The following is a 13862-nucleotide window of genomic DNA, read 5'->3' on the forward strand; positions in this document are numbered from 1 at the left end:
CCCCTGGGCTACACTGAAGCCCAGACACCTTGGAGGCGCGTTGCAGGGGATCGGCCGTTGGATGCTGAGGGCGGGACTGGGCTTCGTGGCCCTGGTGCTGCTGCTCTCGCTGGCCAGCTTCCATCCGCTGGACCCGCATCCCTTCACCCAGGGCGCCGCCGTGGCGGGCGTGCAGAACCTCTGCGGCACCGTCGGGGCCACCATCGCGGGCCTGCTCCAGACCCTCATGGGCATGGGCGCCTGGATCGTCCCGCCCTACCTGCTCTGGGAGGCCTGGCCCCGGGAGGAGCACCGCTGGCCCGGCCGCCTGGCCTGGCTGGGCCTGGCCCTGGCGATCTGGACGGCCCTCGGCGCTTTCGGCAGCCGGTCCTGGCCGGGCCTCGACGGGGTGGGCACCGTGGAGATCCGCTGGGGCGGCTGGCTGGGGAGCACCCTGTGGCCCGCCCAGCGCCACCTCCTGGGTCCCGTCGGATTGCCCCTCTTCCTGGCCCTGGTGATGCTCACCTGCGCCCTCATCCTGGCCCCGTCCGTGACGCGGGGCCTGGGCAGGCTGCTGCACCGCTGGCTGGGCGAGACCGCCTGGCCCTGGGTGAAGCCCATGCCCGCCAAGGGCTTCCAGGGTTTCCTCAGCATGGTGAAGCGGCCCTTCCTCCGCGGCCGCAACCCAGACCAGCCGGACCTGGACGCGGCCGATGGCGCGGCCCTGCTCGCCCTGGCCCAGCGCCAGGACGCCTTGGAGGCCCAGCGCGAAGCCCTGCTCAAGGCCGAGCTGGAAACGGCGGAGGTCCGCAAGATGCAGCCCCGCATCCGGGCCGAGGACCTGCTTCCGCCCATCCAGTCCATCAACCTCGACGCGGCCCAGACTCTCATCGAGGCCCAGCCCCTGCCGGCGACCTCGGCGCCCACGGCCGGCGCGCCGAACAGCGCCCTGACCGGCGTCCCAACCGGCGACGCCCCCTTCCGCGCCAAGCTGCTCGCCGAGGCTCCGCCGCCGCCCAAGCCGAAGCCCACCGTGGCCAAGGTCCAGGTGGCCAAGGACCGCTTCGGGCGGGAGATCGTCCAGCCCCCGCTGCCCCTCACGGAACCCACCCCGGCGCGCCCCCTGCCCGCCCCGCCGCCCGAGCCGGAGCCGGGCCCGGCCTCCCGCGAGACCCTGCCCCCGCGCCGGCTCTTCGATCCGCCCGGCCAGCACGCGAAGGCCGACCTCGCCGCGCTGGAATCCATCAAGGAAGTCATTGGACAGAAACTGTCCGAATTCAAGATCAAGGGCGCCGTCACCGGCATGCAGCCCGGCCCCGTGGTGACGGTCTTCGAGTTCCAGCCCGATCCCGGCATCCCTCTGTCCCGCATCCTGGGCATGGAGGAGGACCTGGCCCTGGCCCTCCAGGCCGAGGCCGTGCGCATGGACCGCATCCCCGGCAAGAACCTGGTGGGCATCGAGGTGCCCAACCCCAGGCGCGAGATCATCACCTTCCGCGAGGTCATCGACAGTCCTGCCTTCCGCGACGCGCCGGGGCTGCTGCAGCTGGCGCTCGGCAAGGACATCGCGGGGAAGCCCGTGGTGGCCGACCTCAACAAGATGCCCCACCTGCTCATCGGCGGCAGCACCGGCAGCGGCAAGAGCGTCGGCGTGAACGCCATGATCTGCTCCTGCCTCGTGCGCGCCCAGCCCGACGAGGTGAAACTCATCCTCGTGGATCCCAAGATGGTGGAGCTGGGCGTCTACGAGGACATCCCGCACCTGTGGGCGCCGGTGGTCACGGACATGAAGGAGGCGGGCCGCGTGCTCAAGTGGGTGGTGGCCCAGATGGAGGACCGCTACCGCCGCCTGGCCCTGCTCAGTGTGCGCGACCTCAAGGGCTTCAACACCAAGATCGCCGATGCCGGCGGCTCGCTCGACATCTCCGAGCGCACACCCAACCCGCGCTGGCCCGACCGGCCCGCGGTGCTGGACCCCATGCCCCACGTGGTGGTGGTCATCGACGAGCTGGCGGACCTCATGATGGTGGCCCGCAGCGAGGTGGAGGACAGCATCGCGCGCATCGCCCAGAAGGCCCGCGCCGTGGGCATCCACCTCATCCTCGCCACCCAGCGGCCCTCGGTGGACGTGGTCACGGGCGTCATCAAGGCCAACCTGCCCAGCCGCCTCAGCTACCGCGTGCGCACCAAGATCGACAGCCGCACCATCCTGGATTCCGGCGGCGGCGAACAGCTGCTGGGCGCGGGCGACGCGCTCTTCCTGCCCAACGGCGCCAGCCACCCCAAGCGCATCCACGCCCCCTTCCTCACGGAGGACGAGACCCTGCGCCTCGTCACCTGGCTGCGGGAGCGCGGCCGGCCCGACTACAACCAGTCCCTCGTCAGCGCCATGGAGACCGAGGAGGAGACGGCCCTCTTCGACGAGGCGGAGATGGGCGGCGGCGATGACATCTACGTCCGCGCTCTCGCCGTGGTGCGGCGCGAACGGAAGGCCAGCACGAGCCTCCTCCAACGCAAGCTCAACCTCGGCTACGGCCGCGCGGCACGGCTCATCGACCGCATGGAAGAAGAGGGCATCGTCGGACCGGACCGGGGCGCGGGGAAGCCTCGGGAAGTGCTGGTCGAGGCCGAATAGGGCATGCGCCTGAGCGGGGCTTCCGAAGCCAAAGAGCTGCAGGCAGAGCCCACGGAGACGCACGGAGGGCGCAGGGACAGGGCAGAAGCCTTTTCGCCGCCGGCGAACACGGATCCAAAAGCTGATCAGGAAAAGGAACGGCGAGCCAGGCGGGGTCGTTCGCGCCTCGCCGGGCCGCGACCGCGGCGCGGGAAAACCCCCGGGGCCTTCGCTCAGCCCGAGTGGTTCGGCAGGCCTGCTTTTTCATCTCCCTGCGAGGTGGACTGAAGCCTCCACCGGGGTGTCCGTAGACCGCGGTCACAATCCGGCGGGCCCGGCGTGCAAAGGGCCCTAGACTCCATTCGTACATGACCACGGGAGAGTCTATGGCATTCCATCCCCACCTCATCCTTCCGCTGGCCGCCGCCTGCGCCCTGGCCAACGCCGACATGCCGGTCCAGAGGCCGGCCTCCGCAAAGATCTGCACCACCTGCCACACCACGGCCGCCGACAACCTCCGCGGCCACTTCGACAACCTCATCCTGAAGAACAACTCCTTCCAGATGAAGATCGACGAGCGGACGGAGGTGCTGCGCTTCGACAAGGCCACCCTGAAGGTGGTCACCCCCGAGCCCGCCGCCAACGCGGAGGCGGCGCTGAAGTCCATCGCCAAGGGCCACGAGGTGCGCGTCCAGTTCACCGAGAAGGATGGCGTGAAGACGGCCGTGGCGGTGTTCGCCAAGCCCCCCGTCAAGCTGGCGGCCAGCGAGACCATCTCCCTCGACGAGCTCCAGAAGCTGGTGGCCATGGGCCCCGAGAAGGGGAAGTACTTCCTCTTCGACTCGCGGCCCGCGCCGCGCTTCATGGAGGGCGCCATCCCCACGGCCGTGAACCTGCCCTTCCCCGCCTTCGACAAGCACGTGGACAAGCTGCCAGCCGACAAGGGCGCGCTGGTGATCTTCTACTGCAGCGGGAAGACCTGCAACATGAGCCCCGGTTCCCTGGCCAAGGCCAAGAAGCTGGGCTACACCAACGCCAAGGTGTTCGTGGACGGCATGCCCGCGTGGACGAAGAAGGCCTACGGCGTGCTGAGCCCGGCCTCCCTGAAGGCCGCGTTCCTCGACACGCAGACACCCCTGGTGGTCCTCGATGCCCGCCCCGCGGCCGAGGCTTCCAAGGGCTTCATCAACGGCGCCGTGGCCGCGGATCCCGCGAAGACGGCCGACCTGCTCAAGACCTTCCCCTCCGCCAAGCTCAAGCCGCCCATCGTGGTGGTGGATGAGACCGGTGGCGACGCGGCGAAGGCCGTGGCCTCCGATCTCGTCAAGGCCGGCTACGTGGGCGTGAACGTCCTCTCCGGCGGCTTCAAGGCCTGGCAGGCCGCCGCCATGCCCGTGGAGAGCGGTGCCCTGGCCGCCAAAGCCACCTTCGTCCCCAAGCCCCGCCCGGGCGCCATCACCCCCGCAGAATTCAGCAAGATCGCGGAACTGGCCCCCGCACAGCGTGGCGCCGTGATCCTGGACGTGCGGAACCCTGACGAAACGAAGAACGGCATCATCAAGGGCGCCCTCACCATCCCCGAGCCCCAGCTCCTGGCCCGCCTCGCCGAGGTCCCCAAGGGCCAGAAGGTGATCTGCCACTGCTCCACGGGCATCCGCGCCGAGCTGGCCTACCACCTGCTGAAGGAGAAGGGCTACGACGTCCAGTTCCTCCCCACGGAGATCACCATCATCGACAGCGGCGAGTTCACCCTCGACTGAATCCCGTCGCCTTCAACGGGAAGGCCGGCCCCCCGGGGCCGGCCTTTTTTATGCCAGCCACCCTCAAGCAACACTCAAGTAAGGCCGGGCCGGGCCGATAACGGAAGGCATGAGGATCTGCCATGGACGCCAGCCTTGCCCCCTACCACCATCACCACCAGGAGCTGCGGCGCCTGGCGCGCGAGCATGAGGCCCGGCTGGCCCCGGCCCTGGTGCGAAGCCATCCGGATCAGTGCCTGGCCGGCGCGCAGACCCTCCTCGCCACGGTCAAGGCCCACCTGTCCATGGAGAACACCATCCTGTACCCGGCGCTGCTGGAGGCCATGGACGCCGATATCCTGGCGGCCGCCAAGGGCCTGGAGGCCGGGCTGGACGAGCTGAGGACGCGCATGCGCCAGTTCACCCAACACTGGCCCAGCGCGGAAGCCATCCGGCTGGCGCCGGAGGCCTTCATCGAGACGTCCAGGGACCTACTCCACGTCCTCCGCCAGCGGATCGACCTGGAGGAAGCCCGGCTGTTCCCCCTCGTGGAACGGGCCTAGCCTCGTCTCATCTCAATTCTCGGAAACGGCCTTCACGCGTGGCACCCGCCAGCGGCTGCGCTGCGCCGGATCGGCCATGCCTCCGGCGTGGCAGGCCTTGCAGGCCTCCAGATGGGTGTTCTGGTTCCGCCAGTAGGCCCGGGCCTCGCCGCCGGTCTCCTGGCGGCGGTCGATGGGCACCTGGGGCCAGTAGAAGGTGAGCGCGGGCGTCTCGCCCTTCATCTCCAGGGCGTAGAGAGGGCCGGGTTCGGTGCCGGGACGGCCCCAGCGGTCCTCCAGGGTGCTGAGCACCACCAGGGAGCCCGGAGGCAGGGTCCGGCCGGCCCGGTAGGCCGAGGCGGCCGTGGAATTGGCCCAGGCGCGGATCCATCGGCCGCCGTGGGCGGGGGACTTGACGGGCTCGGCGTGGATGGCCTCGAGGGACGCGAAATCCAGGGCCCGCACGGGAGCCTGGGCTTCGGGATCCACTGGCGGCGCCGGGGGCGCCTGGACGACCTTCACGGGCGCGGGGGGGACGGGGCGGCCCGGATGGGCCAGGCTGTAGCCGGAATAGCCGGTCGCCAGGAGCGCGCCGGACCAGGCGAGCCCCAGCAGCAGCGCGAGGACGCCCAGGCTCTGGTGGTCCTTCCGCGGCCGGTTCATGGACCAGAGCGCGGGAACCGAGAGGAGCGCCGCGGCGGTGGCGATCACCGCGTGGCGGAACAGCAGAGCATCCGCCCCCAGCCCCGAGGCCGGCAGGGGGAAGATCCGCCCCGCGGGGATCAGCGCCGACAGGCGGCCCAGCGCGGGGCCGCTGACGAGCGCGGCGATCAGGCCCAGCAGGCCGATCCAGCCCAGGTACCGGCATACGGTCCACCAGGGGCGCATGCCCCGGCCCGCGCGCTGGGAGGCGAACAGCGCCCAGGGCAGGAGCAATCCGGTCGCCACCGGGAGGTGGGCCAGCAGGGCGTGTTTGAGGGCAATCCATTCCATGGGACCCACGCTCGGAAGGGGCAAGACTCCCCGCAGTCTGCCAGGGCTAGGGTCTGTCTTCAAATTGGATGTGAGCCGCGACGGCGTCCAGCCGCGCTCATGGCAAGGCGCCGGCCGCGGGGCGATGCGGGACATCGTTCAAGGTCGGCAACGCCGCCAGGGGTGCGGCTGGGCGCCGTCCCAGAGGGCAAGGGGCGGTGCCCGGCGCGATGCTGCGTCAAGCTCCTCGCCGATAGGAGTCGCTATCGCCTTCGTCGCTTTCCTGGCCTCGCTTGGGCGGCGCCCCTTGCGCGGCCGCACCCCAATTCGAAGACAGACCCTGGGCGGATCCTGGGAATGGAATTCCTGTCACAATCGGCGGCATGAAGCAGATCCTCCTCCAGCACGTCCAGGAGTCCGTCCAGCTCAAGCAGGCCTTTTTCGCCCAAGAGATGGACCACCTCCTCGCCCAGGCTGACGACATGGCCGAGCGGCTGCGGCGGGGCGGCCGCATCCTCGTCTGCGGCAACGGGGGCAGCGCCGCCGACGCCCAGCACTTGGCCGCGGAGCTGAGCGGGCGCTACCTCAAGGAGCGGCGCGCCCTCGCGGGCATCGCCCTCACCACGGACACCTCGGCCCTCACGGCCATCGGCAACGACTACGGCTTCGACCAGGTCTTCTCCCGGCAGGTGGAGGCCCTGGGCCGTCCCGGCGACCTCCTCATCGGCATCAGCACCAGCGGCAACAGCCCCAATGTGATCCGGGCCGCGGCCTCGGCGAAGGAGCTGGGGGTCCGCACCCTGGGCCTGCTGGGCCGCGACGGCGGCAAGCTGGCGGGCCTGATGGACGACGCCCTCGTGGTGCCCTCCACCGTGACGGCGCGCATCCAGGAGATCCACCAGATGATCTACCACTTCTGGTGCGAGGCCCTCGATGCCCAGTTCTGAGGCCGCCGGGTGATCGCCGCCGCGGCACTGCTCGTCGTGGCCCTCCTGGGCCAGCCTTCGCGAACCTACTACTGGCGCGATGCCGGCGGGCAGACCCACATCACCAACACACCGCCGCCGGCCGACGCGGAGATCCTGGAGCCCCCACCCCCGCCCGCGGTGGAGCCGGGCCGCCCCCGCCAGGCCCAGACCGGTTCCCAGAACCTGGTTCCCCGCGGCTACCGCCAGGTGACGCTCAATCCCACCCAGAAACAGGCGTGGGAGGCCCTGGACCAGCACCTGCTCCGGGCCCGGACCGCCAACGACCGCCGCACCCTCGAGGCCGTCACCGATTCCCTCATCCACGACTGCCTCTGGGGCAACGGCCTGTGGGCCATGCCCCTGGTCCCGCTCCTGGCGCTGGCGCTCATGGTCCTCATGGGCTGGTGGCTGGCCCTGGGGCTGGGCACCGCGCTCCGCCTCCCGGTGGTGGGCGGATTCCTGGTTCTGGGCCTCGCCTTCGGCCACCTGCTCCTGAACGTCTTCCTCTACCACCCTCAGGCGGCCCGCCTCCAGCAGAACCTCGAGCTGCTCGAGCTCCACATGGGCGGGCGGATCCCCCGGCCCGAACGCCATGCCTTCCTGCAGCAGCGGTACCAGGCCCTGGAGCGGACCGCGGAGCCCACCCAGGCTCCCTGGCGTTTCCCGAAGGAGGTCCGGGCCCTGCGGGAGGCGGTGAAGCAGGTGATGGTTGACCCCTGACCTTCCGCCCCCCCTGGCGGAGAGGCTGCCGGCGCTCAGGGCCGCCGCGCACCGGGAGCCGCTCGGGCTCTACCTGCACATCCCCTTCTGCCTGGACCGCTGCACCTACTGTTCCTTCGCCACCACCCGGGACCGCGACCTCCAGCCGGCCACGATCCGGCGCCTGACGGAGCAGGTCCGGGTCTGGGGCGCCGCCCTGGAGCGACCCGCCGTGGACACGATCTACCTGGGCGGGGGCACCCCCTCCCTGCTCTCCCCGGGAGAACTGGCGGTGCTCACGGCCGCCCTTCGCGAGGCCTTCAGCCTCTCGCCCCTGATGGAGGCCACCTTCGAAGCCAACCCCGGCACCGTGGACCTGGCCTGGCTCCAGCAGGCGCGGGACCTGGGCTGGGACCGCGTGAGCCTCGGCGTGCAGGCCCTGGACGACGCCCTGCTCGCCCGGCTGGGGCGGATTCACGGGGCCACGCAGGCCCTCGAGGCGCTGGACCTGGCGGAACGTGCAGGCTTCCGCCGCCGCAGCGCCGACCTCATGGTGGGCATTCCTGGACAGTCGCTGTCCAGGGTGATCGGAGACGCTCGCACCCTCGCCGCCACGGGCCTCGACCACCTGAGCGTCTACCTCCTGGACCTCGACAAGGCCTGCCCCCTGCGCGCGGAGATCGACGCGGGCCGCCTGGCGCTGCCCTCGGAGGACGAAGTGGCCGATGTCTTCGAAGCCCTCCAGGCCGAGCTTCCGCCGCTGGGTCTGGCGCCCTACGAGATCAGCAACTACGCGCGGCCCGGGGGTGAGTCCATCCACAACACCCGCTACTGGGAGCGCCGCCCCTACCTGGGCCTGGGCCCCAGCGCCGCCTCGCAGCTGGCGGCCTTCCGCTGGACGGAGACCTCCGTCATCCCCGCCTGGACCCAAGGCCGCGGCGGGGTCGACCTCCAGGAACTGGACGCGGCGGAGGCCCTTTCGGAGATCCCCCTGCTGGGCCTGCGCCTGCACCGCGGGGTGGACTGGGGCACCCTGCGACGGGAGGCGGAGAACCTGAATCTGCGGCCTCTGACGGATGGGTGGGAGGCGCGGCTCCGGGCCCTCGCGAAGGAAGGGCTCACGGTCTGGGAGGGCGACCGGGTGCGCCTCAGCCCCCGGGGCATGCTCATGAGCAACGGCATCCTGCAGATGTTCGTATGACGTACCTCGGCGAAAGTGCCGCCCTGCTCACCTCCGCCTGCTGGGCCCTCAATTCCGTCTGCTTCACCATCGCAGGCCGGCGGGTGGGGTCCGCCAGCGTGAACCTGGTGCGACTTCTCATGGCCTGGGTCCTGCTGATCCTGCTGCACCTCGTCCTCTACGGCCAGGCCTTCCCCTGGCAGGCGGGGACGGCGCGCCTCAGCTGGCTGGCGGTATCGGGCCTCATCGGCTTCGCCCTGGGCGACACCGCGCTCTTCGAGGCCTTCGTGCTCATCGGCGCGCGGCTGGCCATGCTGTTCATGACCCTCTCCCCCATCTTCAGCGCCCTGCTGGCCTGGCTGTTCCTGGACCAGAGCCTGAGCCTTCCGAAGGTCCTGGCCATGGCCCTCACCCTGGGCGGCATTGCCTGGGTGGTGTGGGATGGCGGCGATCGCGAGCCCCATCCCCACCTCTGGCGCGGCGTGGCCCTCGGGGTCGGCGGTGCCCTGGGCCAGTCCGTGGGCCTCCTCTTCAGCATGAAGGGCCTGGCGGACGGCTTCCCTCCCATCTCCGCCAACCTCATCCGGGTGACCGCGGGTCTGGGCGCCCTGGGGCTCTCCTTCGCCGCCACGGGCTGGTTGCGCGACGGGCTGGGCGGTCTCCGCGACGGCCGGGCCGCGGCCTTCATCAGCCTCGGCGCGATCACCGGCCCAGTGCTGGGCGTGGTGCTGTCGCTGGTGGCCATCGCCAGGGCCCCCATGGGCGTGGCCGCCACCCTCATGTCCCTCTCGCCCATCATCCTGCTGCCGGTCTCCCATTTCGGGTTCAAGGAGAAGGTCGGTTGGCATGCCATCCTGGGCACGCTGCTGGCCCTGGCGGGCGCCGCGGCCCTGTTCTTCGTGTGACCCTTTGTAAAAGACACCACACTCGCGGAGGATGCAGGGAGAGCAGAGGAACGCGGAGGAAGGCCGCATGATGTTCGTAGTCTTTGACTCTGCGGCCCTCCCGCTTCTCCGCGATCTCTGCGAGTGTGGTTTCCTTGGTTCTAACGCCCCCAGGAGTCTCGATGTCCCTGCGCAAGGATCCCGTCAGCTGGCTCTACCCGCCCATCGAGCCCACCCGGGTGCTGCGCCTGAAGGTGTCAGGTCCGCACGAGCTGCACGTGGAGGAGAGCGGCAACCCCAGCGGCAAGCCCGTCATCTTCCTCCACGGAGGACCCGGCGGTGGCACCAGCCCCAAGCACCGGCGCTACTTCGACCCGGAGAGGTACCGCATCATCCTCTTCGACCAGCGCGGCTGCGGCCAGAGCACTCCCTACGCCGAGGTCCGCGAGAACGGCACCTGGGACCTGGTGGCCGACATCGAGCGCATCCGCATGGAGCTGGGCATCGAGCGCTGGATGGTCTTCGGCGGCTCCTGGGGCGCCACCCTGGGCCTGGCCTACGCCGAGACGCACCCCGATCGCGTGACGGAGCTGATCCTCCGCGGCATCTTCCTGCTGCGCCAGCGCGAGGTGGACTGGCTCTACCAGGAGGGCGCCAGCCGCATCTTCCCCGACGCCTGGGAACCCTACCGCGACGCCATTCCCGAGGCCGAGCGCGGCGACTTCCTGCAGGCCTATGCGAAGCGGTTGCTGAGCGAGGACCCGGCCGTGAACCTGCCCGCCGCCAAGGCCTGGAGCATCTGGGAGGGCGCCACCAGCAAGCTCATCCCTGATCCCGACTTCATCGCCTCCTACGGCGACGAGGCCACCACGCTGGCCTTCGCCCGCATCGAGTGCAGCTACTTCCTGAACAAGGGCTGGATGGACGAGGCCCAGCTGCTGCGCGACGCGCACCGGCTGAAGGGCATCCCGGGCGCCATCGTCCAGGGCCGATACGACATGGTCTGCCCCATCGAGAGCGCCTGGGCCCTGTCGAAAGCCTGGCCCGAGGCCGACCTCGTCATCGTCCCCGACGCCGGCCACAGCGCCTACGAGCCCGGCATCTCGCGGGCCCTGGTGGCGGCTACGGATCGATTCGCGGGCTGATCAGCCTTTGCTCCGGTTCTTGACGTGGTCGTACACGAACCATGCGACGCCCGCCGCGATGAGCACGCCGATGACGGCATCCAGCTTGTGGAAGTACTGGCCGAGGGTGTTCCACTTCTCGCCGAGCTTGTACCCGATCCAGGCCAGGCCCAGGCACCAGGGGAGGCTGCCCGCGAAGGTGTAGAGGTGGAAGCGGGTGCGGTTCATGCGGGCGATGCCCGCGGGCAGGGCGATGAAGGTGCGCACCACGGGGAGCAGGCGGCCGAGGATGATGGCCTCGGGGCCGAACCGCTCGAAGAAGCGGTGGGCCTGGTCCAGGTGCCCGGTGTGCAGCCAGATGTACTTCCCGTACTTCTCGATGGCCCGCCGCCCGCCCCAGGCGCCCACCTCGTAGGCGGGGATGCTGCCCAGGTTGCAGCCCAGGGCGCCGAAGATTCCGGCGATCCAGATCTGCGCCACGGGGCTTCCGGCCCCCAGGCCCAGGAAGGTGAGCTTCCCCTGGAAGGCCAGGTAGCCCGCGAAGGGCATGATGACCTCGCTGGGCAGCGGGATGCAGGCGCTCTCGATGGCCATGAGCAGCATGACGCCCAGGGGCCCCAGGACGGCCATGAGGGCCACCATCCAGGCGATGACGGGAGCGAGGAGCTTCTGGAGCATGGGCGATCCGAAAACCCCAGTCTACCGGCGGATACACTGGAGCCATGAGCGAGGATCTCGTCCGCAACCGCAAAGCCCTGCACAACTACCACGTCCTGGAGACCTGGGAGGCGGGCATCGCGCTCCAGGGCACGGAGGTGAAGGCCCTGCGGGCGGGCCTGGGCCAGCTGCAGGACGCCTATGTGGATGCGGTGGCAGGGGAGCTGTGGCTCAAGCAGGCCCACATCTCGCCCTATGAGTTCGGCACCTACGCCAACCACGACCCGCTGCGGCCCCGCAAGCTGCTGCTGCACAAGGCCGAGATCACCAAGATGACCGCGAAGGTCGTCCGCAAGGGCCTCACCATCATCCCCCTCGCGATCTACCTGAACGAGCAGGGGAAGATCAAGGTGAAGGTCGCCCTGGCCGAAGGCAAGGCCGTGGGCGACAAGCGCGAGGCCCTGAAGCAGCGCGAGCAGAAGCGCGAGATGGACCGCATCCGCAAGGGGGCCCGGGAGTAGGCTGCTCCCGGCGGAGCCTCAGGACTCCCCCCTGGGAACCGGCCCGGCCGGCGGCCGAGGTGTTCCGCGCTCGAAGGCGAGGCGGACCAGGCGCGCGTCGGGCCCGAACTCAAGCCTCAGCGCCCGGTGGCCAGGAAAGGGTGCCACCACGCCTCCGCCATAGCTGCCCGCGACGGCGATGAATCCCCGCGCTTCGGTCCAGCGGTAAACGAGGATCTTCCCGCCGTCCACCACCTCGTCTGGTTCCCCCAGATGGAGCAACACGTCCTCCCGGGTGGACGCGCCCACCCGAAGGGAGGAGACGTACTGCGGGGTGATCCGGCCTCGCCCAGCGAGCAGGTCTCCCGTGGGGAAGGGCCAGATCAGACATCCGGTCTGGAGGGACAGGGCCAGGAAGCCCAGGAGCAACCCGCGGGAGCGCTTCATCCGGATATCACGAGGCTATGGCGGACCAGCCTTCCATCCACCGCGAAGACCAACACCAGGCTGTGCACATGGTGATCGGAGAAGACGGGTGTCTTCAGCGCCCGGTCCCAGCGCCGTCCCACGGGACCCCAGGCTCCCGCCGCGTTCCGCGAGAAGGCATAGGTGAGGATCCGCTCCCCCTCGAGGCGCGCGCTGGGCGTCCCGAGCCGGAGCAGCACGTCCTCCCGCGTGGTCTTCCCATCGCTCAGGAAGGCGAACCACTCCAGCTCGCTCTCCGCTGGCGCCGCCTGCCTCAGCTGCGGAGGAGTGCAGCCCACCAGGAGAGCCATGCCCAGGAGGAGACCGAGAGGAAGAGGCTGGCCCAAGGTGGACTCCTTCAGAACCTACTGGGGCGATGAGGCCGCCACATCCTGAGGAGAAGGATCGGATTGACGCGGATCCTTCACCAGACTGTGCCGAACCAGGCGGTCATCCGGTCCGAACACCAGCACCAGACTTGAGGTGCGCGGATGGGGATAGGTCCAATCGCTCGCCCCGCCGCCCCCAGCCCGGCGCCACTCCCCATTCAGGTCCACCACGAAATCGTACGTGAGGATCCGGCCTCCCTCGAAGGCCGAGGTCGGGGTGCCGAGCCGCAGCAGAACCTCCTGGCGGGTGGTCCGCCCGTCCTGGATGGGTCCCAGCAGCCCGGCCTCGAAGGTCCGCGCCTTCTCCTGTCTCGCGCTTGGACTGACACAGGCGACCCCGAGAGCCAAGGCCATGGAGAGCATCGGGAGGAGAGCTCGAGGGAGCACAGGGCCTCGGAGAGGGGATGGGCGTGTCGCGGTCAATGTATCGCGCAGGGCGGTCTCCGTCAAAAGAGGCCTGGCCGGCGGTCGAGCCGGAGATGCCACTTCGGATCAGCCGCTCCACCCGCCCTGGGCGAACCTGGCGAGCTTCTCCTCGCTGCCGCGGAGGGCCAGGGCGCGGGCCACGAAGCGGCCGACGGGATCGGCCTCCAGGTTCACGGGGTCGCCGGGGCGCATGGCATCCAGCGCCGTACGGGTGACGGTCTCGGGGATGAGGGCCACGGTGAACCAATCCAGGCCGCAGTCCACCACCGTGAGCGAGATGCCGTCCACGGCGATGGAGCCCTTGGGGGCGGTCATGGGCGCCAGCTCCGGGGGCATGGCGAAGCGCCAGATGCCCTCGTCGATGCCGCCCTTGGCGCTGGGGCGCTCCAGCAGCCGGCCCACGCCATCCACGTGCCCGGAGACCAGGTGGCCGTCCAGGGGGTCGCCCACGCGCAGGGCCGGCTCCAGGTGTAGGGTCGCGCCCAGGGGCAGGCGGCCCAGGGTGGTCTTCTGCAGCGTCTCCTCGCTGAGGTCCGCCTCCCAGGCCCGGCCATCCGCGGCCACGCTGGTGAGGCAGGCGCCGTTCACGGCGATGCTGGCGCCCAGGTCAGCCCGGGCCAGCAGGTCCGGCGGGGCCGCGATGCGCAGCCGGGCCCCGCCGGGCCGCGAGGCGCGGGATTCCAGGGTGCCGAGGTGTCTGATCAATCCGGTGAACATGGGGGCC

At 70.3% G+C, this 13862-nt stretch carries 15 protein-coding genes; 9 read left to right on the plus strand and 6 right to left on the minus strand.

All coding sequences use genetic code 11. From position 1 onward, the window contains the following. Positions 1-40 precede the first annotated feature (40 nt). From MLE42_RS16080 to MLE42_RS07485, 3 genes are all read left to right on the plus strand, one after another. Positions 41-2614 (plus strand): FtsK/SpoIIIE family DNA translocase, encoded by a 2574-nt coding sequence (locus MLE42_RS16080; protein WP_275975770.1) that lies wholly within the window; start codon positions 41-43, stop codon positions 2612-2614. 365 nt (positions 2615-2979) lie between these two features. Then, positions 2980-4353: a rhodanese-like domain-containing protein gene (locus MLE42_RS07480; RefSeq protein ID WP_243287257.1), complete on the plus strand. Its 1374-nt coding sequence runs from the start codon at positions 2980-2982 to the stop codon at positions 4351-4353. Between the two features lie 122 nt (positions 4354-4475). After that, on the plus strand, positions 4476-4895 hold the full coding sequence (locus MLE42_RS07485) for a hemerythrin domain-containing protein (protein WP_243287258.1): 420 nt from the start codon (positions 4476-4478) through the stop codon (positions 4893-4895). Between the two features lie 12 nt (positions 4896-4907). On the opposite strand, the gene MLE42_RS07490 is transcribed toward MLE42_RS07485, so the two are convergent. Continuing rightward, a complete protein-coding gene (locus MLE42_RS07490; protein WP_243287259.1) occupies positions 4908-5867 on the minus strand; it encodes a hypothetical protein in 960 nt (319 codons plus the stop codon). A gap of 362 nt (positions 5868-6229) precedes the next feature. Here MLE42_RS07490 and gmhA point away from each other — a divergent pair, with 362 nt between their 5' ends. The 5 genes from gmhA to pip all read left to right on the plus strand — a co-directional run bounded on the left by gmhA (position 6230) and on the right by pip (position 10722). Next, entirely contained in the window at positions 6230-6793 is a 564-nt protein-coding gene (gene gmhA / locus MLE42_RS07495; protein WP_243287260.1) for a D-sedoheptulose 7-phosphate isomerase, read from the plus strand. 9 nt (positions 6794-6802) lie between these two features. Continuing rightward, positions 6803-7534, plus strand: coding sequence for a DUF4124 domain-containing protein (locus MLE42_RS07500; RefSeq protein ID WP_243287261.1), 732 nt, complete (start codon positions 6803-6805; stop codon positions 7532-7534). Then, positions 7524-8714 (plus strand): coproporphyrinogen-III oxidase family protein, encoded by a 1191-nt coding sequence (locus tag MLE42_RS07505; protein ID WP_243287262.1) that lies wholly within the window; start codon positions 7524-7526, stop codon positions 8712-8714. Before MLE42_RS07500 ends, MLE42_RS07505 begins: the two co-directional genes overlap by 11 nt. Next, entirely contained in the window at positions 8711-9598 is an 888-nt protein-coding gene (locus MLE42_RS07510) for a DMT family transporter (protein WP_243287263.1), read from the plus strand. The genes MLE42_RS07505 and MLE42_RS07510 overlap by 4 nt, the downstream gene beginning before the upstream one ends. A 161-nt stretch (positions 9599-9759) precedes the next feature. Continuing rightward, positions 9760-10722, plus strand: coding sequence for a prolyl aminopeptidase (pip, locus tag MLE42_RS07515; RefSeq protein WP_243287264.1), 963 nt, complete (start codon positions 9760-9762; stop codon positions 10720-10722). On the opposite strand, the gene MLE42_RS07520 is transcribed toward pip, so the two are convergent. Further along, positions 10723-11379 carry a DedA family protein gene (locus tag MLE42_RS07520; RefSeq protein WP_243287265.1) on the minus strand — a complete coding sequence of 219 codons (657 nt, stop codon included), beginning with the start codon at positions 11377-11379 and terminating at the stop codon, positions 10723-10725. It abuts the gene before it with no gap. 44 nt (positions 11380-11423) lie between these two features. Here MLE42_RS07520 and smpB point away from each other — a divergent pair, with 44 nt between their 5' ends. After that, complete coding sequence (smpB, locus tag MLE42_RS07525) at positions 11424-11879, plus strand: SsrA-binding protein SmpB (RefSeq protein WP_243287266.1); 456 nt, start codon at positions 11424-11426, stop codon at positions 11877-11879. A gap of 18 nt (positions 11880-11897) precedes the next feature. Here smpB and MLE42_RS07530 read toward each other — a convergent pair whose 3' ends face one another. The 4 genes from MLE42_RS07530 to MLE42_RS07545 all read right to left on the minus strand — a co-directional run bounded on the left by MLE42_RS07530 (position 11898) and on the right by MLE42_RS07545 (position 13855). After that, positions 11898-12305: a hypothetical protein gene (locus tag MLE42_RS07530; RefSeq protein WP_243287267.1), complete on the minus strand. Its 408-nt coding sequence runs from the start codon at positions 12303-12305 to the stop codon at positions 11898-11900. After that, entirely contained in the window at positions 12302-12670 is a 369-nt protein-coding gene (locus MLE42_RS07535; RefSeq protein WP_243287268.1) for a hypothetical protein, read from the minus strand. Before MLE42_RS07535 ends, MLE42_RS07530 begins: the two co-directional genes overlap by 4 nt. Positions 12671-12688: 18 nt before the next feature. After that, entirely contained in the window at positions 12689-13066 is a 378-nt protein-coding gene (locus MLE42_RS07540) for a hypothetical protein (protein ID WP_243287269.1), read from the minus strand. A 138-nt stretch (positions 13067-13204) separates the two neighbouring features. Continuing rightward, positions 13205-13855, minus strand: coding sequence for a riboflavin synthase (locus tag MLE42_RS07545; RefSeq protein WP_243287270.1), 651 nt, complete (start codon positions 13853-13855; stop codon positions 13205-13207). Positions 13856-13862 lie beyond the last annotated feature (7 nt).

The sequence above is a fragment of the Geothrix terrae genome (assembly GCF_022808775.1).
GTDB classification, from domain to species: Bacteria; Acidobacteriota; Holophagae; order Holophagales; family Holophagaceae; genus Geothrix; species Geothrix terrae.

What these genes read in the sequence shown, in the direction of transcription:
- MLE42_RS07510 (WP_243287263.1), top strand. Translation starts at nt 8,711, where the DNA reads ATGACGTACCTCGGCGAAAGTGCCGCCCTGCTCACCTCCGCCTGCTGG.
- MLE42_RS07485 (WP_243287258.1), top strand. Translation starts at nt 4,476, where the DNA reads ATGGACGCCAGCCTTGCCCCCTACCACCATCACCACCAGGAGCTGCGG.
- gmhA (WP_243287260.1), top strand. Translation starts at nt 6,230, where the DNA reads ATGAAGCAGATCCTCCTCCAGCACGTCCAGGAGTCCGTCCAGCTCAAG.
- MLE42_RS07490 (WP_243287259.1), bottom strand. Translation starts at nt 5,867, where the DNA reads ATGGAATGGATTGCCCTCAAACACGCCCTGCTGGCCCACCTCCCGGTG.
- smpB (WP_243287266.1), top strand. Translation starts at nt 11,424, where the DNA reads ATGAGCGAGGATCTCGTCCGCAACCGCAAAGCCCTGCACAACTACCAC.
- MLE42_RS07540 (WP_243287269.1), bottom strand. Translation starts at nt 13,066, where the DNA reads ATGGCCTTGGCTCTCGGGGTCGCCTGTGTCAGTCCAAGCGCGAGACAG.
- MLE42_RS07530 (WP_243287267.1), bottom strand. Translation starts at nt 12,305, where the DNA reads ATGAAGCGCTCCCGCGGGTTGCTCCTGGGCTTCCTGGCCCTGTCCCTC.
- MLE42_RS07545 (WP_243287270.1), bottom strand. Translation starts at nt 13,855, where the DNA reads ATGTTCACCGGATTGATCAGACACCTCGGCACCCTGGAATCCCGCGCC.
- MLE42_RS07520 (WP_243287265.1), bottom strand. Translation starts at nt 11,379, where the DNA reads ATGCTCCAGAAGCTCCTCGCTCCCGTCATCGCCTGGATGGTGGCCCTC.
- pip (WP_243287264.1), top strand. Translation starts at nt 9,760, where the DNA reads ATGTCCCTGCGCAAGGATCCCGTCAGCTGGCTCTACCCGCCCATCGAG.
- MLE42_RS07480 (WP_243287257.1), top strand. Translation starts at nt 2,980, where the DNA reads ATGGCATTCCATCCCCACCTCATCCTTCCGCTGGCCGCCGCCTGCGCC.